At 55.1% G+C, this 21,024-nt stretch carries 17 protein-coding genes; 5 read left to right on the top strand and 12 right to left on the bottom strand.

Going from position 1 to position 21,024, the window contains the following annotated elements; translation table 11 throughout:
• Positions 1-280: 280 nt before the first annotated feature.
• The gene (locus GOW48_RS03355) at positions 281-1,774 is read right to left on the bottom strand and encodes a BCCT family transporter (RefSeq protein WP_170751348.1); all 1,494 of its coding nucleotides are present in this window, start codon (positions 1,772-1,774) and stop codon (positions 281-283) included.
• A gap of 336 nt (positions 1,775-2,110) precedes the next feature.
• On the opposite strand from GOW48_RS03355, the gene GOW48_RS03350 reads away from it, so the two are divergent.
• From GOW48_RS03350 to GOW48_RS03340, 3 genes are all read left to right on the top strand, one after another.
• Positions 2,111-3,079 (top strand): TAXI family TRAP transporter solute-binding subunit, encoded by a 969-nt coding sequence (locus GOW48_RS03350; protein WP_170354262.1) that lies wholly within the window; start codon positions 2,111-2,113, stop codon positions 3,077-3,079.
• 103 nt (positions 3,080-3,182) lie between these two features.
• Positions 3,183-5,792, top strand: coding sequence for a TRAP transporter permease (locus tag GOW48_RS03345; protein WP_170354261.1), 2,610 nt, complete (start codon positions 3,183-3,185; stop codon positions 5,790-5,792).
• The gene (locus GOW48_RS03340) at positions 5,789-6,220 is read left to right on the top strand and encodes a universal stress protein (protein WP_170751347.1); all 432 of its coding nucleotides are present in this window, start codon (positions 5,789-5,791) and stop codon (positions 6,218-6,220) included. The genes GOW48_RS03345 and GOW48_RS03340 overlap by 4 nt, the downstream gene beginning before the upstream one ends.
• On the opposite strand, the gene GOW48_RS03335 is transcribed toward GOW48_RS03340, so the two are convergent.
• Genes GOW48_RS03335 through GOW48_RS03325 form a run of 3 tightly spaced genes read right to left on the bottom strand, consistent with a single transcriptional unit; the run spans position 6,221 to position 10,309 of the window.
• Complete coding sequence (locus GOW48_RS03335) at positions 6,221-7,261, bottom strand: lipocalin-like domain-containing protein (RefSeq protein WP_170751344.1); 1,041 nt, start codon at positions 7,259-7,261, stop codon at positions 6,221-6,223.
• Positions 7,251-9,665 (bottom strand): ABC transporter permease, encoded by a 2,415-nt coding sequence (locus GOW48_RS03330; RefSeq protein WP_170751343.1) that lies wholly within the window; start codon positions 9,663-9,665, stop codon positions 7,251-7,253. Before GOW48_RS03330 ends, GOW48_RS03335 begins: the two co-directional genes overlap by 11 nt.
• Positions 9,662-10,309: an ABC transporter ATP-binding protein gene (locus GOW48_RS03325; protein ID WP_170751341.1), complete on the bottom strand. Its 648-nt coding sequence runs from the start codon at positions 10,307-10,309 to the stop codon at positions 9,662-9,664. The genes GOW48_RS03330 and GOW48_RS03325 overlap by 4 nt, the downstream gene beginning before the upstream one ends.
• A gap of 170 nt (positions 10,310-10,479) precedes the next feature.
• On the opposite strand from GOW48_RS03325, the gene GOW48_RS03320 reads away from it, so the two are divergent.
• On the top strand, positions 10,480-10,914 hold the full coding sequence (locus tag GOW48_RS03320) for an ion channel (RefSeq protein ID WP_170354256.1): 435 nt from the start codon (positions 10,480-10,482) through the stop codon (positions 10,912-10,914).
• Here the strand turns inward: GOW48_RS03320 and cls are convergent.
• From cls to GOW48_RS03305, 3 genes are all read right to left on the bottom strand, one after another.
• Complete coding sequence (gene cls, locus GOW48_RS03315; RefSeq protein ID WP_170751338.1) at positions 10,911-12,323, bottom strand: cardiolipin synthase; 1,413 nt, start codon at positions 12,321-12,323, stop codon at positions 10,911-10,913. The two genes, GOW48_RS03320 and cls, sit on opposite strands and share 4 nt — an antisense overlap.
• 23 nt (positions 12,324-12,346) lie before the next feature.
• On the bottom strand, positions 12,347-13,321 hold the full coding sequence (locus GOW48_RS03310) for an HAD family hydrolase (protein ID WP_170751336.1): 975 nt from the start codon (positions 13,319-13,321) through the stop codon (positions 12,347-12,349).
• Positions 13,322-13,396: 75 nt separating this feature from the next.
• Positions 13,397-15,007, bottom strand: coding sequence for an arylsulfatase (locus tag GOW48_RS03305; protein ID WP_174821779.1), 1,611 nt, complete (start codon positions 15,005-15,007; stop codon positions 13,397-13,399).
• Positions 15,008-15,205: 198 nt separating this feature from the next.
• Here GOW48_RS03305 and GOW48_RS03300 point away from each other — a divergent pair, with 198 nt between their 5' ends.
• Positions 15,206-15,886, top strand: a complete 681-nt coding sequence (locus tag GOW48_RS03300; protein WP_170751334.1) for a Crp/Fnr family transcriptional regulator — start codon at positions 15,206-15,208, stop codon at positions 15,884-15,886.
• A gap of 2 nt (positions 15,887-15,888) precedes the next feature.
• Here the strand turns inward: GOW48_RS03300 and GOW48_RS03295 are convergent, their stop codons facing one another.
• The 5 genes from GOW48_RS03295 to GOW48_RS03275 form a co-directional block, all read right to left on the bottom strand.
• Positions 15,889-17,040, bottom strand: coding sequence for a hypothetical protein (locus GOW48_RS03295; protein ID WP_331251799.1), 1,152 nt, complete (start codon positions 17,038-17,040; stop codon positions 15,889-15,891).
• Positions 17,041-17,117: 77 nt separating this feature from the next.
• Positions 17,118-18,623, bottom strand: a complete 1,506-nt coding sequence (locus tag GOW48_RS03290; RefSeq protein ID WP_170751330.1) for a VWA domain-containing protein — start codon at positions 18,621-18,623, stop codon at positions 17,118-17,120.
• Entirely contained in the window at positions 18,620-19,606 is a 987-nt protein-coding gene (locus GOW48_RS03285; RefSeq protein WP_170751328.1) for a vWA domain-containing protein, read from the bottom strand. Before GOW48_RS03285 ends, GOW48_RS03290 begins: the two co-directional genes overlap by 4 nt.
• Positions 19,600-20,073 (bottom strand): DUF4381 domain-containing protein, encoded by a 474-nt coding sequence (locus tag GOW48_RS03280; protein WP_170751326.1) that lies wholly within the window; start codon positions 20,071-20,073, stop codon positions 19,600-19,602. Before GOW48_RS03280 ends, GOW48_RS03285 begins: the two co-directional genes overlap by 7 nt.
• Entirely contained in the window at positions 20,070-21,017 is a 948-nt protein-coding gene (locus tag GOW48_RS03275) for a DUF58 domain-containing protein (protein WP_170751323.1), read from the bottom strand. Before GOW48_RS03275 ends, GOW48_RS03280 begins: the two co-directional genes overlap by 4 nt.
• Positions 21,018-21,024 lie beyond the last annotated feature (7 nt).

Below are 21,024 nucleotides of genomic sequence, written 5' to 3'. Positions count from 1 at the left end.
ATTCGTCCCCCAATACATATTGCGATACGGTGACACGAGTTGAGGCTACCTGCAAGGTAGAAACTTAAAAATAGCATTTAGTTACAGAAGCTTGGGTGTATCTATGACGCTACATGATGTGATGTGATACTTTTGTCATGTGCCCTCCTTGGGCACCACATCTTCCGGTAAGCAAAGTGTATTGGCGACCCTTAAGGGTCCGGTCGGAGGCTGAGCCAGACCAGAAAGCCGATGAACAGGAACACATTGATGTTTAGAAGCGTGTCAATCAGGGAAGTGCTCATGAGCGGTCCTCGCGGGCCAGTGATTTGATCAGGCAGATAACCAGTACCGGAACGATGAAAACAAAGGCTATGGCCGACAAGGCTATGATCGACCGGACAAGCCCAATGTCACCGACAAATATCATCGCCAGCCCTAAAGCTCCGAGAATCGCCCCCCAGATTGTGCGAATGCGGGGCGAGGGGTTCTCGTCCCCACCGGTTCCGATCATCGCCAAGGTGAATCCGGCGCTGACCACACTGGTAATGACGAACAGAAATGCCGCCAAAACCGTTGCGGCCCTCGTCACGCCGTCCAATGGAAACCGTTCCAGCAGAGCAAAGGTCGTGGCGTCCAGATTTTGCGCGTTTATCGCAGACAGTTCTGCGTCTTGGCGCAGGGCGTCGTAAAAGCCTAAGCCTCCGAAGATTCCGAACCACAAGATCGAAAACAGGGTGGGTGCGACGATAACGCCTACCAGAAACTCACGAATGGTTCGCCCGCGCGAAATACGAGCGATAAAGATGCCTACAAAGGGAGACCAAGCTAACCACCAGATCATGTAGTTCAGCGTCCAGCCCTGAAACCAGTCGACGATGATATCATCGAAAAACTCGGCGGTCGAAAACCCGGCGGGTAGAACTTCGAACAGGTACCGGCCAAACCCGGCGACGATGTCGTTCATAAGGAACGATGTTGGGCCAAGCAGCAGCAGATAAATCATCATACTGACAGCAATCAGCATCGCGGCGTTTGACAGCAGCGCCATTCCGTCGCCAAGGTCCTTGCGCAGCGGTATAATGAACGCAACACAAAGCGCGACAAAGACCGGTATCGTCAGGGTGTCGGGGTTTTCAACTCCGATCAGGCCCGCCAACCCTGTCTGTATCTGGAAAACCCCCATGGCCATTGACCCGGCCAACCCCACAGCGATCGCAACGATTGATAAAAGATCGAACAGCCAGCCCAGGGACCGGGTCCAGCGCATATCGCCAAAAGTATCCAGTATTGGTGCGCTCAACAGCAAGGCCCTGCCTTTGCGATAGGCGAAATAGGCGATGACCAACGCCACGATTCCGTAAATGGCCCATGCGTGAAACCCCCAGTTAAGGTAGGTGACGAACATGGCGTAGCTGGCCGCTTCCGGCTCGTCGCGGTATTGCCGCAGTACTTCGAAGTGGGTCAACGGCTCGGCAGCTCCGTAAAATAACAGGCCGACGCCCATCCCGGCGGCAAAAAGCATAGCGATCCAAGCCGGGGTGGAAAATTCGGGCGTATCCGTGTCTTTGCCCAACCGAGTGTTCCCGAACCGGGAAAAGGCTAGAAAGAGCGCGACGAACAGCAACCCGCTGACCTCGAGCATGATAAACCAGCCGCGGCTGTTGAATTGAGTCGCCACTGCGGCAGCGGCCAATTTGCCCAGCCCTTGCGGGTCGGCAAGCCCCCAAACTGCGATGGCGGCACTTAGGGCAAGCGCAATGGCCAGCAGCGGGCTGAACGATGTTTTGTTCACGGCTTTTCGCCCTTTCTACTCCGTGTTTGAACGAACCAACCAAACCATTCCGTTAGGACCGGCCAATGGCTGAGTTTGAAGCGGTATACACTCAAATTCGACCGATGGGGAAACTTTGGCAAATTCCGTCATATATGCGGATTGAGGACGTTACGTCATGTGCAGGGGTTGACAAGATGAGTGTCTGAATGAAACGTCGTCTAAGTTGGGAGATTTTGGAATTTCAGATGCTTGACCCTGTTGCATGATAGGGTGGCTTGCCGTACCGGCATGGTCCCAGATGGGGGGCCGCTGACATGTCTCTCATCCACAATAAGAGTTTGGGAGTTCTCAAAAATGAAAAACAGCAGCAAGCTAAGCCTTGGCGCGTTTGTCACGGCAGCCATGATGGCTCCGGCGGCTTATGCGGAAGAATTCATCACCATCGGTACCGGCGGTGTGACTGGCGTGTACTACCCGACCGGTGGCGCGATCTGCCGTCTGGTGAACAAAGGACGCAAAGAGCATGGCGTTCGGTGCTCGGTCGAGTCAACCGGCGGATCGGTTTACAACATCAACACCATCCGCGAAGGCGAGCTGGAGTTCGGTGTGGCCCAGTCCGACTGGCAGTACCATGCCTATAACGGCACTTCGAAATTCGAAGATGCTGGTGCGTTTGAAAACCTGCGCGCTGTGTTCTCAGTCCACCCCGAGCCGTTCACTGTTGTGGCGCGTGCCGATTCCGGCATCAGCAGCTTTGAAGACCTTAAGGGCAAGCGCGTGAACATCGGCAACCCCGGTTCCGGTCAGCGCGGCACCATGGATGTGGTTCTGGACGCCATGGGCTGGACGATCGATGATTTCGCCCTGGCATCCGAACTGAAAGCAGCCGAACAGTCGGCAGCCCTGTGCGACAACCAGATCGACGCGATGATCTACACCGTGGGCCACCCGTCGGGCTCGATCCAGGAAGCCACCACCGCCTGTGACTCTGTTCTGGTCAACGTAACCGGCGACGCGATTGACGGCCTGATCGACGGCAACTCGTATTACCGCACCGCGACCATTCCGGGCGGCATGTATCGCGGGTCGGACGGTGACACCACGACCTTTGGTGTTGGCGCGACTTTCGTGACCTCGGCGGATGTGTCGGAAGACGCGGTCTATGCGGTTGTCAGCTCGGTTTTTGAAAACTTCGACGATTTCAAAAAGCTGCACCCGGCTTTCGCCAACCTCAAGCCCGAAGAAATGATTTCCGACGGTCTGTCGGCTCCGCTGCATCCGGGCGCCGAGAAGTACTACAAAGAAAAAGGCTGGATTCAATAATCCAGACCTGATGCGGAGTGCCTTCGGGCGCTCCGCCACCCAAGCCCGGCGTAACCGGGTAGCGAATAAGGCCAAAAAGGTCGCATGACGGGGAGACATCCTGATGAGTTCCGACACCCAATCCAATCGCCCTCTATCCGAAGAAGAGCTACAGGAGCTTGTAGCCTCGTCCGATGCAGGGGGGCGTAATCCGGTTGGCAGTGTCGGGATTTTTCTGGCTGTCGTTGCAGCGCTTTGGTCGGTGTTTCAGGTCGTTCTGGCCTCGCCGATTTCCAACGTGGCTCTGCCGGGCAGTGTGGTGAACAACTCGCGCCAGATCCATCTGGCTTTTGCGATGTTCCTGGCCTTTGCGGCCTATCCGGCACTGAAATCCAGTCCGCGAAACTACATTCCCATTCAAGACTGGATCATGGGCGCTCTTGGGGCGTTTGTGGCGCTTTACGGATATTTCTTCTATGACAAGATCGTAAACGCCGGTGGTCTGGCGGATGATACCGACAAGTGGATCGCGCTGGGTGGTCTTTTGCTGCTGTTCGAAGCCGCACGCCGCGCGCTTGGCCCGGCTATGGCAATCATCGCGACGATCTTCCTGCTCTATGTGTTCTTCGGTTCCTCGGAATGGGTGCCCGAGGTGATCCGCTGGAAGGGCGCAAGCTTGAAAAAAGCCATGAGCCACATGTGGATCACGTCCGAGGGTGTGTTTGGCATCGCGCTTGGTGTGTCTACGAAATTCGTTTTCCTCTTCGTGCTGTTCGGCGCATTGCTGGATAAGGCCGGGGCAGGGAATTACTTTATCAAGATGGCCTTTGGTGCGCTTGGCCACCTGCGGGGTGGTCCGGCCAAAGCGGCTGTTGTTGGGTCGGCCGCAACCGGCCTGATCTCGGGCTCGTCGATTGCGAACGTGGTGACCACCGGCACCTTCACCATACCGCTGATGAAGCGTGTGGGCTTTTCCAGTGAACAGGCGGGATCGGTCGAGGTGGCGAGTTCGGTGAACGGACAGATCATGCCGCCGGTGATGGGGGCTGCGGCCTTCCTGATGGTTGAATATGTGGGCATCTCCTATGTCGAGGTGATCACCCACGCCTTCCTGCCCGCCGCGATTTCCTACATCGCGCTGGTCTATATCGTTCACCTCGAAGCCGTGAAGCGCAACATGCCCACGCTGGGTAATCGCGAGGTGCATCTGGCGCGGACGGTTGTCGGGATGCTGTCCTTTTTCCTAGTGTTTGCAGGGCTGTGCTATAGCTCGCAATTCCCGGTCGAGGCGGTCACGGCGTGGGCTCCGTCTGCGGCGGGTCTGATCCTTAGCCTGATTGTGTGTGCGGTCTATGTGGTCCTGCTTTACCTGGCGTCTCAGGTCCCGGATCTAGAGCCGGATGACCCTAACGCCAAAGAGGTGGAACTGCCTGTTATCGCCGAAATTTACAAAGCGGGTCTGCACTATCTGCTGCCGATCATCGTGTTGGTCTATTTCCTGATGATCGAACAGAAATCGCCCGGGTTGTCGGCGTTCTGGGCCACCGCGCTGCTGTTTGTAATTCTGGTGACGCAAAAGCCGCTCAAGGCAATCTTTAGGGGTCAGAGCAACCTTTACGACACCTTCATCGACGGCGTGGCCGATCTGTGGCAGGGCTTGATCGACGGCGCGCGGAACATGATCGGCATCGCGCTGGCCACCGCCACGGCGGGTGTGATCGTGGGCACCGTGACGCTGACGGGCGTGGGGCAGGTGATGGCTGATCTGGTCGAGTTCCTGTCGGGCGGCAACCTGATCCTGATGCTGGTGATGGTCGGACTGCTTAGCCTGATTCTGGGCATGGGCCTGCCGACCACTGCGAACTATATCGTCGTCAGTTCTTTGATGGCTGGAGTGGTGGTTGAGCTGGGCGCGCAAAGCGGGCTGATCGTGCCGCTAATCGCCGTGCATCTGTTCGTGTTCTATTTCGGTATCATGGCCGATGTGACACCGCCTGTGGGTTTGGCCAGCTTCGCTGCAGCCGCCGTTTCTGGGGGTGACGCGATCAAGACAGGCTTCACCGCGTTCTTCTACAGCCTGCGCACCGTAGCGCTGCCATTTGTGTTCATCTTCAACACGGATTTGCTGTTGATCGACGTCACTTGGGTCGAGGGCATAATCGTCGCTATATTCGCGACCATTGCCATCCTCGTCTTCACTGCGGGGACAATGGGCTATTTCCTGACCCACAGCCGTATCTATGAAAGCATCGCGCTGATCGCTGTGGCTTTTGCACTGTTCCGACCGGACTACTTCATGGACCGGATCGCGCCTCCGTACACATCGGTCGAACCGGCTGCTTTGGTCGAAACGATCGGTCAAACCCCACCGGGAACCGAGATGCGACTGGTCGTTGCTGGCCCCGATTTTGACACGCTTGAGATGACTGATACCACGGTTGTCGTGACCGTCGGCGACGAAGAGGGCGGCGAAGCGCGAGTGGAAGCTTTGGGGCTGTTGCTGATCCCAGAGGATGGGTTGGTCAAACTGGAAGAACCCTTGTTCGGTGCGCCGGTTGCCGATGATCTGGACATCTTTGACTATTACGGGGATGAGGCGGTCCGTCTGACCTCGGTCAGTGTGCCGTCCAGCCAACCTCCGAAACAACTGATCTATATCCCGGCGATGATATTCCTGGGTCTGATCGCCTTCCTGCAACGTGGCCGTGCCACCAGACAAGAGGTGCCCGCATGACAAACTCTGTCCTCTGTGCCGTTGACATCAGCAATGGTGATCTGGATGTCCATGTCCTCAAAAAAGCGGCTGCCTTGGCCCAGATGGAAGACGCGCAGCTTGATGTTGTAACGGTTCTGCCGGATTTCGGCGAAAGCTGGGTGTCCGGTTTCTTTCAAGCCGATTTCCATGAAAAAGCGTTGGAAGAAGCGCAGACCAAACTGACCGATATGTGTGTCGCGGCGCTGGGTGCGGAACGGAACGAGACTGTCCGCCATGTGGTTGCAACCGGTACAGCCTATCAGGAAATCCTGAAAACAGCCGAAAGTGCCGGGTCAGATCTGATCGTGATCGGAGCACACAAACCGGATTTCAAGGACTACCTTCTGGGTCCGAATGCGGCACGGGTAGTGCGACACTCCAACGTCTCGGTTTTTGTCGTTCGCTAGTCAGTATCCGGTCATTTCAAGGTAGCCACGACCACTGTGGCTGCCAGTGACGGTAACCGGACCCTCCCAATATTCAAACATCGTCGCCATCCATGAATCCGGTGTCATAGCCGATACCTCTACATCAAGATCGCGATCCGGCAGCGTGACCTGCCACCGAATGGGCACATCACGATCAGCCACCTGTGCCGTGTCCAACGGAAGGACCCGTACAGCACCATCGGGCAAAGAGATGGTTGTACCGTCAGGGGCAATCCACGTGGCGGCGGTAAAGTCCCCACGGCCCCCCCTTAGGCGGAAGGCCATCAGCTTGTCACCGTCATCGAAGCTGAGGGAAAACCAATCCCACCCGGTCTGGTCGGCAGCCAGCGGTTGCGATGACCACTCGCGGTCCAGCCAGGCTTGCCCTGTGACAGCGATATCACCGTCAGGCAGCCGCAGCGTCCCTTCAACGGCGTAGAAAGGTTGCGAGTAGTAGTAACTGGCTTGCCCGTCTGCGGATTTGACGGAATACCCGCCGTTTCCATGGAAAACCAACGGACCCTGCGCCTCGAGGGACACATCATACCCAAAGTCAGCCCCCTGAGCGCGAAGGTTCAGGCGATCCAGATCGTCCCCCTGCATGTACCATTCATCGATCCACGCCGCGAACGGGTCGGCTGTGACGCCCGCCTGACCAATACCGCCACGCGACAGGCGCTCTGCAAAGAAATGCGCTTCGGGTGTGGTGACAGCTGCGTGGCCCATCCAGATTTGAGGGCTTTGCCACCCTTCGACTTCGTTTGGTCTGAGGGCCGATCTGAACAGGGTCCATTGCAAACCATAGCTGCGCCCATCCTCTCCGATCAGGTTTGCCGTTAGATACCACCATTCGATCCGGTACGACGGGTGCGGACCGTGATCTTGCGGAAAGCTGAAATCATAACCTGCTTGAGGTACGTCGAACCCTTCGGCCGAGCCGCCCAAACCGGCATAGCCTTGGCTCTGTGCCATGCTTGGCAACAGCAAAGTCAGTATCAAGAGGACATATTTAACGCTCATTGGCGAACACCCTTAAAAGGTCGGCGGGCGGCAGGCGTAACAGGCGAAGTGCAGGCAGGGCAGCCGCGATGAGAGCGGCCACAAGGGTGAGCACCAGAAGATAGACCCAATCCGATGGAAACAGATACATCGGCAATCGCCAGCCGAAGGCCTCGACATTTATGACCGCAAGTAGAGTCCATGCCAACACCAACCCAAGCGGCAGCGCGAAAACCGCCGTCAGCGCCGCAAGCAACACGCTGCGCAACAGCTCTAGCCGGGCCAGACGCGCTCGTGTTAACCCCAGCGCCCAGATCGGCGCAATTTGCGGCAAGCGCTGCGTCCACAGTGTTAGCAGGCTTGTCAGAATCGCAAATCCTGCGACACCAAGTGTCAGGATGTTCAGCGCCGAAGTGACGACGAATGTCGTTTCAAAAACCGCTACGGATTGCGCCTTCATCGCCGCCTGTTGAACGACCGATCGCGATGGCAGATCAAAGCGGTCACGCAAGGTTTGGGCCAGTTCCGTTGCCCGATCTTCAGGGACTCGGATACCAAAGCCACGAATTTTCGCGCCGGGGGTGATTTTATCAAGGCGATCCATCGAAACGATGGCTTGTCCGGTGGGGTTGCCATAATCAGAATACACCCCTGCTATGGGCAAACTGAGGTTCGCGCCAAGGCTTAGAACGTCACCCGGCCAAAGGTCTTCGCGCCGGGCCAATTGTTCGTTGATCAAGATTGCAGTTCCGTCCATCACACGGTCCCACGTTTCTGATGAAGATGCGATCAGGGGCCATTTTTCGCGATAGGTCTGATCGTCGACAACGCCGTACAAAAACAAAGGTCCCGAGCTATGCGACAGCTCCACGTTGCGAATAGGTAGTAATGCGTGCACTTGTGGGGCAAGCCATTCGGCAATCTCTTGCGCCTGTTGTTGATTGGAAGGTGTCAGGTACAGTTCGGACGTCAGGCGTTGATCCAGCCATCCGGTAAAGGTCAGTCGAAAGCTGGACACCATCGTGCCCACACCGACATTGGCAGCCAGGGCCAGCAACAGGGCCATTAAGGCCAAGGACAGACCGGGAAGCTGAGCGCGCATGTCGGACCATAACCATTGGGCGATCGGGCCTGTTGCACGGCGTTGCAGCACTTGCAGCGCGAGGGATAACAACGTTGGCAAAATGAGCGCGGCACCGACCAGAAAGCCGGCGACCATGGCAAAACCGCTTACCAGGCCTCCGACCAAAAGGTGCGCCGCGACACCACCTAGGATCGCCACAGAGCCCGCAATAGGGGAAAGCCACCTGTCTGACGACGCTACACGCCACGTCTGAAGCCCAGCGCCCGACAGCAATGGCATTCGGGACAAGCGGAACAGGGCTTGCCCGCTGGCAAGCAAGGTGCCACCGACGGCCATCGCAAGGCCCGCCAGAACCCATTCAGGTTGCAAGGCGATCTGGCCACTCACAGGTGCCCCGTACAAACCGCGCAAAGTGGCTGCAACATCGGGCAGCAAAGCGCCCGCAATGAAGAACCCAAGCATCAGGCCAAGGATGCCTCCGACGATGGCAAAAAGGGTCAGTTCCGCCATGATCATCCAGACCAGTCGCCGCATCGAGACCCCTAGTGCCCGTAAGGTGCGGATCATTGCGCGCCGCTGAGCAAAGGCAAGTCCGACCGTACCGTGGACGATGAACAGCCCAACTGCAAAGGACAGCAACCCAAAAGCTGTCAAGTTCAGATGGAAACTGTCAGTCAGTTGGGCCGTATCCAGTTGCGAGGCTGCGTCTATCCGTTCCAGAGACGGAGCGACGACGGCAAGATCTGGCAAGTTGCGCGGTTGGTTCGGTAGGATGATGACACGGGACAAAAGACCGGGGCGGTTCAGCAAAACCTCGGCCACACCTATATCTGTCAGGATCAGGTCTGATGGAAGGTTATCGGTCACCACCATTGGTGGCAGGTCCTGGGTTCCAGTTAGCAACGTGGCCAACTCAGGGTGTAACAGCAATCGGCCCGGAGCGGTCAGTATCTGGGCCGGATCAGGAGGGGTTTCGCCTTCCTCCATCTGGGTAACTGCGGGCAGGGCAGGGTAGCTAAGCATATCTACACCCAGCACTCGAACCGTGCGGCCGTTTGTGCGCATAGAGCCCTCTAGCGCGGCGGCCACTTGCCATCCTGCACGCCTCAGCTCGGTGTAGCGCGCTAAGGGAAACAGGCCCGAGGGGTCTTGAAGGGTATCGAATTGCCCGAGAGCCAACTGGTTGTTCGCCCTTTGATAACTGGCCCTGGCTTCGGCATTGATGGCTTGTACAGCCGACCACAGCGCTGTCGCCAGCGCGATCCCGATCAGAAGGGTGGCGAGTTGTATTCGATGTGCGCGCCAATGGGACAACAGGGCCTGAACAACGGCTTGCGTCATGCTATGCGACCACCGCTGAGATGCGCGCGCTTGTCTAGCCGGCCTGCAATCTCGCTTGAATGTGTCACCAAAAGCAGAGCGGTCCCTGTCTCGGAGACCAGCGACAACATCAGGTCCAGAACATTCGCACTGGCGGTTTCGTCGAGATTGCCTGTCGGTTCGTCGGCAAGCAGCAGCTTGGGTCGAGACGCCAGCGCGCGCCCGATAGCGACGCGTTGTTGTTGGCCGCCCGACAGGGTCTCGGGGTAGCGATCTAAAAGATCAGACAGGCCCAACCGGTCGGCCAGATGGGCGTTCCAGTCTTTATCCTCTTGCCCCGCAAGCCGGGCGTGGAAGGATAGGTTTTTCCTGACCGTCAAAGATGGGATCAGATTGAACTGCTGGAAAACAATCGACAGGCTATGTCGGCGTAGATCGGCCCGGCCGGGGTCGTCGAGCGACGATAAACCTGTGCCATCCAACGTGATCTCTCCGTCTTCGAAACTGTCCATCGCCGCCGCGAGGTTCAGAAGGGTGCTTTTGCCGCTGCCGCTTTCACCGGTCAGCGCCAAAGTTTGGGCCGTGTCCAAGTCAAGCGAAACACCCTGAAGCACCGGACGTCCTCCAGGATAGGATTTTCGAACATTCTCGATTTTCAGCAGCATTCTGATCGCTCTCTTACCGTGCGCCACAATGTGGACCCAACGCAGCCGGAGTCCAGCGCTGACACGGATTCGTTTCCATTCGTCGCAGCGGATCACGCAGGGTTGTCCCGATGGGCCTAACCAGTCATTGTTGCAGAGCTTTTTCAGAAGGCAAAACGAGATACGGACACATGACCTTACTTGAACAGATCGTATGGGGCAGCATCTATCTTGGGATTTGCTTCGTTTTGGAAATCATTCTGCTGACGTGGTGCACGCAGGTAATCCGCATCTTTGCGTTGCGACTGGAGAACAGCAAAAGGTTTTTCACCATTGCTGCTCCGTTATGTGTGGCATTGGTGTTTATCGTCGCGATCCATACGTTTCAGGTCTGGCTATGGGCGGTGGTCTGGATCCTGGGGGATATTCTGCCCGACTGGAACACAGCGCTGTATTTCTCGTTGGTGACGTTCACGACGCTTGGGTATGGCGACATCGTCTTGGGCGAACCCCTGCGTATCTTCGGTGCTTTCGCGTCGGTGACAGGTTTGTTGGCCTTTGGTCTGTCCACAGCCTTCATGGTGGCCGTGATGACGCAGGTCTTCAAAGAAGAGCTTATGGGTTAAAGGATCGGCGCAAACAGGCGCGCCAGGGGCGATCCGAACCGGATATAAGCGCGCTGGTCGGGCAGGTTCCGTTCAAGCTCATAACTGTTGTCAAAATCGTTATTAAGCATTTCGGCGACGGCCTCGGCGGCCCGGCTGTCAAAAAACAGGGCCATCGCTTCGAAATTCAGCCGGAATGAACGGTTGTCCAGATTTGTCGTGCCCACGGCAGCAAGAGTGTCGTCCACCACGAATACCTTTTGATGCATAAACCCGTCCGTGTAGCGAAAAACACGAGCACCGCAGTCCCGGATTTCGTCGAAATAAGCAAAGGCAGCCAGCCATGGAAGGCGGTGGTCAATGACTTCGGGGACCAGAATGCGCACATCGACGCCGCGCAGGGCAGCATGTTGAAGGGCCGTCATCACATCGATATCTGGAACGAAGTATGGCGAGGCGATCCACAGGCGTGTTTTGGCCTCGGCGATGGCGGCAAAAAACATCATGGCTCCGGTCTCGGTTTCGTCGCCTGGGCCGGTTGCCACAAGAAGGGCGTTCATGTCTTGATCGGACTCCGGCCCTGCCCAGACCAGTTCGTCAATCAAGTCTTCTTCATGCGCCCAGTGCCAGTCTTCCGTGAAAATCAGTTGCAGCTGGCGGACAATGTGACCGGTCATCCGGATATGCGTGTCCCGCCAATGGCCAAAATGCTTGTCCTGGCCCAAATACTCGACACCGACGTTGTGGCCGCCGATGAACCCGATCTCACCATCAATAATCACTGTCTTTCGGTGATTGCGATAGTTCAGCTGAAACCGATGCTGGGGGCCGCGGCGATCACGCGGGTTGGCGATTTCGACACCTGCATCGCGCAACTTGTCCAAATAGGCTGTCGGCAAACTGTAGCTGCCAACCGAGTCCGTCATAAAGCGAACACTGACGCCTCTTTCCGCTGCAGCGATCAACTTGGCTTGCAAACGCTGCCCCAAAGCGTCGTCGCGAACGATATAGAACTGTATAAGAACGTAGCTGCGCGCTGCGTCAATGGCCTCGAAGATCGCATCGAATGTGGCCTGTCCGTCGACCAGCAACTGCGCACCATTGCCGCGCGACACAGGCAGATGGGCCAAAGCCTCGAACGGCTTTGGGTTTATGTTCATTGTTTTGGGGTCGGGTTTGGAAAAATCAGCGAAGGTCTTGATCCCCTCGACCACGCTTTCGCTTTGCTTGCGCGCGATGCGGTAGCCCCGAAACCGGTGATGGCCCAGAAACAAATACAGCGGGACACCAAAAACAGGGGCCGAGATCAGGAAAACCACCCAACCGACGGCCCCTTGAGGTGTTCTTGCAGTTTGGGCCGCGCGTAAAGCAAAGATGGCCGCCGTCACGTAAAGGCAAAAGACGGCGACAGAAACAAGTAGTGTCCACATCGTGTTAGCGGCCCTTCCTCAATCTAGTCAGAGCCAGTGTAGACGCGTTTCCAATCCTCGGCCATATCTACGATCACCCAACCCATATCCGGCCCCTTGTCCAACCCGTCCACCAGTTTCCCGATTGGACTTTCACGGTCATAGGCCCATTCGCGCGCCGCGTCTGTATGATGGATCAACACTCCTAGCCTTGGTCCGTCTCCGGCAGTTGTCCATTCAAGCATTGCGAAATCTCCGTCGGAGTTGCCCGCGGCAAAGATCGGCCGCCGCCCGATAGTGCGTTCGATGTTGATGGGCTTGCCTTCCTTGTCGTCGATGAAGGCGATGCCCGGCGATTTGACGATAGCCGGTTTGCCATCCAACGTTTCGTAGGTCGAAGCAGAATAGGTACCCAACACCTGTTCCGGCGGAATGCCATAAGCTTCTTCGGCGAAGACACGCATGAAATGCAACCCACCTCCGGACACGATATAAGTTCGAAATCCTTCATCTCTGAGGTAGCGAAGAAGCTCCACCATCGGTTGATAGGTCATCGCATCATAGTTTAGGCCGGTTTCAGGATGTTGTGCGGTGTTTAGCCATTCCTCGACCGCCACCTGGAATGCGTCGACGCTTGTACCAGAATGCGACGCGTTGATCACTTCGATCAGCGCGTCATGCCCACCCTCCGCGATGGCTTGCACATCGCGTTTGGCGGCGGCTTCCAGAACAGGGCTGCTCAGAATGGTCGGATCTGCTTCAGCCATTTCTGACAGACGGTCCATTGCAAAAATGAGCTGAAAATAGACAGGCTGTTCCGCCCAAAGGGTGCCGTCATTGTCAAAAACGGCAATTCGGTCGGCCGGTGTTACATAGTCCATCCCCTGGGGGTCAGTGACAGAGCGTACAAAATCGATAATGCGGGCCTTGGAGTCGGCATCCTGCCAACTGGGCAGCGGATCAGCATAAGCAAAAACCGCTGAAACCGAGAGAAGCCCAGAGAGAAGAACGGCTTTCATGATCAATTCCTTATGTCTGAAAATCGCAAGGGGCCGTTGTTGTTGAAACGGCCCCCTGAAGTATTGCTGTCGACATTAGTTGTTTGTCGGAGTGGCCAATTTCTCCATCACCTGATCCAGATTGAAGCTGGCAGCTTTCTGGCGTGGAGGGAACTCTTGGAATGTTGCCAAGAAGTTACCGACATATTGCTGGGCAGGTACCAAGAAGTACGCTCGATCCAGCAGCCAGTCGTAATAGGTGTTGGAAGTCCGATAGGCGCGTTCATATGGGTCGCGACGCAGGTTGATGATCAGAGGGATACGAAGCTCTGTCCACGGTTCGATCCATGCGCGCAGGGTTGCCCATGCTTTCTGCTCAAGGAAGATCAGCTTCCAATCATCAAAACGCAGTGCCGTAAGGTCGCCATCATCCGAGAAATAGAAGATTTCACGACGTGGGCTTTCAGCCGCCTCACCAGTCAACAACGGTAAGATGTTGTATCCATCCAGATGCACTTTGTAGTCACGGCCCATAGCAGCCGAGCTATATCCGGCTTTCAGCTTTTCTTTGATATCTGCGTCACCGGCGACCGCCAGATAGGTTGGCAACCAATCCATATGATGCACGATCTCGTTTGTGACGGAACCGGCTTCGATTTTGCCAGGCCACCGCACCATCGACGGCACGCGCCAGCCACCTTCCCAGTTGGTGTTCTTTTCACCCCAGAATGGCGTTGCGGCCGCGTCTGGCCACGTGTTCATGTGCGGGCCGTTGTCGGTCGAGTAATGCACGATCGTGTTGTCGGCGATGCCAAGCTCATCCAGTAAATCCAGCAATTGGCCGACATGCATGTCATGCTCGATCATACCAGCAGTGTACTCGTCTGCCACACCGCCAAAGATCTCGTTCGCCTGGGCGCGCATTTCGTCTTTGACATGGGTTCGGAAGTGCATGCGAGTACCATTCCACCAAACATAGAAGGGTTGACCCTGTTCGTTCGCGCGCTTGATGAAATCAATCGCCGCGGCGACCGTTTCTTCGTCAACCGTCTCCATACGCTTTTTAGTTAGCGGGCCGGTGTCTTCGATTGTTCCATCGGCTTTGGACTTAATGACGCCTCGGGGACCGTAGGCTTCGCGGAACGTGCGACCGTCAGCAAGAACAGCATCACCGGGGTAGTCTTCATTTTCCGGTTCTTCTTCGGCGTTCAAATGATACAAGTTTCCGAAAAATTCATCAAAACCGTGGTTTGTGGGAAGATGTTCGTCCTTATCACCAAGGTGGTTTTTTCCGAACTGCCCGGTTACATAGCCGTGGTCCTTCAAAAGTCCGGCTATGGTGGGGTCTTCGACCTGCATACCCAGATCAGCACCCGGCAAGCCAACTTTTGACAATCCAGTCCGGAATACCGACTGACCCATAATGTAGGACGAGCGGCCGGCCGTACAGGATTGTTCGCCGTAATAGTCGGTGAAGATCATGCCTTCCTTGGCTACACGGTCAATATTCGGAGTTTGATACCCCATCAGTCCCATGGTGTAGGCTGAGATGTTGGACTGGCCAATGTCATCGCCCCAGATCACCAGAATATTGGGCTTTTGGTCCTGCGCCCAAGCTGGCAGCGCCAAGGCTACGGCGAAAGTCGCCACAGCAATCCGGCGAAGCCCAATTCGCCAATTCTTGGTCGTCAAACGTGGTGGTGACATGGTTTTCTCCCGATCTATATGGGTCAGAAAGACCCAAAGAGTCTTGTTGAAAAAAAAGGTTCAACATAAGGAAATTGAACCGTTTTAGAAAATTTGCTCGACCTTTTGGCAGAGTAGCTCGTGAAGGAATCGAACTCTTTTACTGTATGGTAAAAGGTGGACTTTAAATTTATCATATGATCACATTGGAAATTACTAATGTTTGATAAAGTTAATAATATGAACCTCTTGCGGGAAGCCACTTGGTTTGCCGAGCGCTCGCAATGTTTCCAGGAAGATTTATTGAGCTGCGGGATGGTGCGGGCGTTTGAAACTGGTGAAACGCTTTACCATCACGGTGATCCGGTCAATGGGCTGTACGCAGTGTTGGATGGTGGGGTTTTGTTGGCCGTTCCTGCGGATGATGGACAGGACTTAGTCTTTCACCGCCAAGGCGTTGGTTTCTGGTTTGGTGATCTGGCAATGTTCGCGAACTCATTCAGATTGATGAGTGTCGTGACAACTTGCGAGACCACAGTACTGTTTTTTCCAAGTGCGCGGATCAATAGCCTTGTACAGAAACATCCGGACTACATCCGAGATTTCTATGCATTGACCCACTACAATATGCGGACTGCTTTGAGGGTTATTGCCAACCTTCTTGTAACCGGGGCCGAGAAAAGGGTGGCTCTTCGTTTGCTTCATCTGGACGAGGGAACGTCCAAATCCGATGGCTGGATCATAGTATCTCAGGAAGAATTGGCAGAGATGGTGGCTGTTTCTCGTCCTACGCTACACAGAAGCCTTCACCGATTAGAGGATTTGGATTTAATTGAAATCGGTTACGGCCGCATCCTGATAAAAGACAGGGCGGCCCTGTTTGCAAATTGCCAAACCTGAACTCAAGGATTTAGCGGCGGAAGTGCCGTCGGTTTACGCTGTGTGCTCTTTGACAACGAGCCGATAGCCGCGATGGCACCTGACCAATCCGGCTCAGCACCCGATTTCGTCGCAGCGTATCTTGTTGCGGATATCGCAGCCAAGTGGCGTTCCATGACACTGGTATCGACCGTTTCCACCGTGCGCGACTTCCATAAATCCAATGCTGAATAGGCTTTTGACAGGTCCTGTTCATTTAGCGCAGTTCTTAGTTGCGCTAACGCGAACTCCGGCGACGCATTGTAGATTTGTGCTTGCACCTTGCGCCTGCGTCGATACCACGGAACCATCAAACGAAATACGGCAGCCAAGACTAACGTAAAAAATATAACGTAAGGAGTGACCTGCAGGAGGTTCCGTATGTCAAATTGTTGCTTGGCTGGCCCTGTCAATTGCAGGTCTATTGCTGGTACCTCGGCTGTTTCAACACTGTCGGATTCAAGGTTGTACCAACGCAAGGTTACAGGCGGCAGCGTCGCTTTCCCTGCTGCTTGGGCAAGATAAACCACCTCGTCAACGCGCTGGCCCGAAAGGATCCCACGGTCCTCGGATTCCGAAAACCGCGGGTCTTTCGGGTAAGCCTTCAGCAGCGGATCGTCCGTATCCACCAAAAGCGGGGGTATTAGTATTGAGCTGGTTCCATAAATATTTGCCGTTAACTTGCGCGTAATGGCGTCTCCCGCATGTAGTTCGGAAGGCCCTTCAATGTCTTGGTTTAGTTCAAAGCCGTTGGCGATGATCAGCGGGTCCAACCCTTGTGCGCCCTCAGGCACTTCGACTGACAAAGAGATTTTCGGAAGCGTTACGGTGCTTTGCACGGGCTTATTCGTGTCAGGATCCGCAAAAGTGACTTCGACATCTTGCTCGCCAAAATCCAATTGGCCGGGTGTCAAAGGGTAAAGTCGATAACTGCGCTGGACCCCGGACCAAGTATTACCATCAACTGTTTCGCTTACTGGGCCCGAGGCGCGCTCAGGCAAACGAACCAGTAGATTTTCTTGTTCAAGGGACGGAAACACCGGTGGAGACGGCATGAAGGTTGGAACAAGAACTTTCACACGAACCAGGGCGGGCTGGCCGACGATAACACCTTCTTCTGGAACTTCGACAGACACGCGTGGTTCACCGGAGCTTTCCGATTGTGGTAGCGCGACTGAGGGAGCGACCAAACATATGAGAAGAAACAAGTATCTCATTGTTCTTGAACCTGATTGTCCAGAAGGAAACGGTTGCGCAAGAAATCCTGCATGTCAGTGTCAATCGCACTGATCCATTGATCCGCTGGCAACGGAGCAGACCCGTCTACAGGCGCTTGGGCAGTCGTATCTTGGCCGCGTCCATCCTCATTATCGAAAACGGTGTCGTCCGCTCCGATACCTGCTTCTTCTCCGGTGTCGGACTGCTCTCTGGTGGTTTCAACATAAGCAAGAATAGCCTGTGAAACTTCAAGGTTGTGTTGTGCCTCAGGCCAGCCTGGTCGCCTCTCCAGAGCAGTTTCGAACGCGGAAATTGCAGGCCGGTATTCTCGGTTTCGAATTCTTGCCAAGCCTTCTGCAAATGCGGCCTCTGGGGTGTTTAACTGGGTCAAAACGGTGATCGCCTCGGGGTATTTTCCCGCTTTCAACAGTGCATAACCTTGGTGGTACGGGTCTTCGAATAGGTTAGCAGCCTTTGCAAACTCTTTGTTATTCAATGCGATTTGCCCCTGTTGATCCGGTGTCAGGAACCAATCTCGCCAACCTTCGGCCTGGGCTGGACCTGACGGAGAAGCTAAAAAGCAAACCAGCAAAACCCATTGTATTACCCAACCGCGCCTGAACCACAGCAAACACATCAAGGCCGCGGGCCAAGCAAAAATCCACCCCTGATCGCGCCATTTCACAAGGTCGTTGTCGTCCAGCGCGTTGGAATAGGCAGACTTGATAAACCTTTGTAATTGCCTGATGTCTTGATCATCGTTTGAGAATTGAACAACTTGTGCACTTTCAAGATTGTCCAATTGAACGATTGTGTCACCCTCAGGAAGCATGGTCAGAAACAAAAGCTGGGCTTCGGTTGTTTTCATGTTTTGCAGCTGCGACGGCTCTATATCATCCAAGACAAAAAGGATGGCTCCTGCCGTTGTGTTGCCTTTCAGTATGTCTTCGCCAATTGCCAAAGCGTCAGTGGCTGAATCCCCGTCTTTGGGCATGACAGCCGGTTCCAAACCTTCAAGCAAGGGGCGTAGGATATTGGCGTCCTCAGTCAAAGGGGCTACGCGGTGCGGTGACCCGGCATAAGCCACGAGCGCGGTCTGAGCACCGGCGCGAGCGTTGATGAGATCGGTGATTTTGAACTTTGCGCGCTCTAATCTGGAGGGCGTTAAGTCAGAATTCTCCATACTTTCCGTTACCTTCAGCGTAATTACTAAAGGAGCGGTATCAGCAATCAATGGGTTTTCCATTCGAGACCAGGTCGGGCCTGCCGCAGCCAATACAATAAACGCGCTCGCTATCATCGCGATGTCAGCTGGGTAAACTCCGCGGGTTTCTGCAGCGCCAACCCGCAACGCTTCTGCAAGGTGCGGGGCGATACTTTCCGAGAAATCCTGTTTCTGTGATTTCTTGGGGCGGGTTATTCCCCAAAGAAAGAGGACTGGGATAAGAAAAAGCAGCCAATACGCTCGAATAAAATGAAATTCCGCCAGTGCCTCAATCATTGGGGCCACCTGCGGTGCTGAAAAACGCTGAGATAGGTTGAGATCGCAAGTATCACAATCACCGCGGCCAACAGTGGGTATTGACCGAGGTTTTCCCTTGGGCGGAAACTTTGCGTTTCTACGATCTTTGGGTTTTGCGCATCGATCTGCCGGTAGACGTCGGTCAGGGCTTCTCCATCATCTGCAAAAAAGTACTGGCCACCCGTGCGTTCCGCGATATCCTGCAATGCCTGAAGATCGACACGGTCTTCTCCGGTCGCGCTCGGATCGCCGACGCCAATCGTGTACACGGCAACCCCTTTCTCGGCCGCAATGGCGGCTGCATTGATCGGGGTCATCCTGCTGGATGTGTCGGCTCCGTCGCTTAGGACGATCATCATACGCTGATCAACGTCGCTGGATTCGAACGTACGAATGCCCAAGCCAATAGCGTCACCAAGTGCGGTGTTGGGGCCTGCCATTCCAACCGCGGTCTGATCAAGAAAGCCGTTTAAGCTTTTGGTATCCTGCGTAAATGGGGCTTGTATGAAGGCTCTGGTGCCGAAGACTATCAAAGCCATTCGATCACTTTCACGTTCGGATATGAAAGTGCGCATGACATCTTTCACAGCCTCTAACCGTTGTTTTGGTGTGCCGTCGGTTGACGTGAAGTCTCGCTGATCCATTGATCCTGAAATATCGAGCGCCAGAACAACGTCGCGCGCGGATTTTTCGAGTATTATCGGGTCAGCCAGTCTTTCAGGTCGCGCAAGTGCCAGTACCAGAAGAAACCAGATTAGTATGATTGTTAGCTTGGGTAGTCTGGCGCGATTGCGTATCGACGAACCGGACCGCGGCTCTATGCCACTCGCTTTAGCCACGCGGCGGAAAAAAGGTATTCGGATCGAAGCCGCTTTTTCGCGATATGGCGGAGCGAACCAATAAACGACCGCAGGTACCGGTAAAAGAAGGAAGGCCCAAGGCGCAGCGAAGGAGATTACCATGACACTCCTTCAACACGATGTGTTTTTATCCATTTTTTCGCAATTTCAGCGACTTCTGGGTCATTCCTCGTCGCTTTGTAGGGCGCTTCGGTAAGAACATGTCCTAGGGCATCAGGAAAGACCGCAGCCGAAGATCGGTTCAGGAAATCAATCCACTCTCGACCATAGAGACCTGCGACCAGCGAGCGCGGATATACCGCCAGTGCCGTTCGGCGCAAAACGTCGGCAATTTGGGCTACATCGCCTTGAGCGTCGTCAATATTTGCTAGAGCCAATTGGCGGTATGCATTCAACTTGCGGCGCCGACGTATCAGTAGCGCCGCGCAAAGAACTGCAATGATTAGTAAAACCGCCAAAATTAACCACCCCACGGTTTGCGGTGTCATCGCGATCACCTGTGGCTCTGGCGCGGGTTTCAGCATGTCCAGCAGTTCGACAAGGGACTTGCCTTCGACGTCGGCACTCATCTCGGACCTCCGCCATGACCGAACAGTTTCAGAAGTTGTCCCAGCGCTGGTTCAGCAGTTGTCAACGGAACGATGGGGAACCCATATCTTAGGGACCATTTGGACAACTGGGCCAGCCGATCTTCCATAGCCTCTCGGATTCGCTGTGCCAGATCGGGGGTCGAGCCATCGATTTCGATCTGCTGGTCTCCGTCCGAGACGGTCAGCCTTGCCTCGGTCGGAACTGTATGTGCGCTGGGATCAGAAATGTTAAACAGGATCAGGTCGTTTGCGTGTGACAGTCTGCGAAACAGGCTTTCCGAGTTCTGGTCCACACCGTCGAAATCAGAAAATACGCAGACAAGCGCATTGGTATGAGCGATACGCGCTGCCTGCTTCAAAACTTCGTTCAACGTAACGGACGTTTCGAACCGCAAATCTGCATTCAGATTGCAGTTCATGGCTCCGACAGAAGTTAGAAATCGCATAAGCGCCGCCGCACGTCTTTGAGGGCGGTGTTCTGCTAGACCAGTGTCACCGAACACAATACCTCCTACGCGGTCGCCCTGCGCCAATACTCGATGCGCTGCGATTGCTGCTGCCTCTGCGGCCACAACAGATTTCATGAATTCCTTGGTTCCGAAGAACATCGAAACCCTTTGATCAACCAACAACAGGACAGGGCGGTCACGCTCTTCAGTGTAAACGCGGACGTGGGGGGCACCTGTTCTGGCTGTGACTTTCCAATCAATGGTTCGAATATCGTCGCCGGGCAGGTAGTTGCGCAGTTCTTCGAAATTAAGACCACGTCCGCGCAATCGCGAGGAATGCCGCCCGTTCAGGATCGAACGGGCTGGTTGTTTTGGCAGCAAGCTAAGCCCGGTAGACCTGCCACCAAGTTGCAGCAAGTGCTGCGCAGTCACATGGATGCGGGGATCAGAGGGATATGTGGCATTTCGGGCCACGGCGCCA

The sequence above is a fragment of the Ruegeria lacuscaerulensis genome (genome assembly GCF_013033355.1).
Lineage (GTDB): Bacteria > Pseudomonadota > Alphaproteobacteria > Rhodobacterales > Rhodobacteraceae > Ruegeria > Ruegeria lacuscaerulensis_A.
This window is presented reverse-complemented; position numbering and strand designations above follow the sequence as displayed.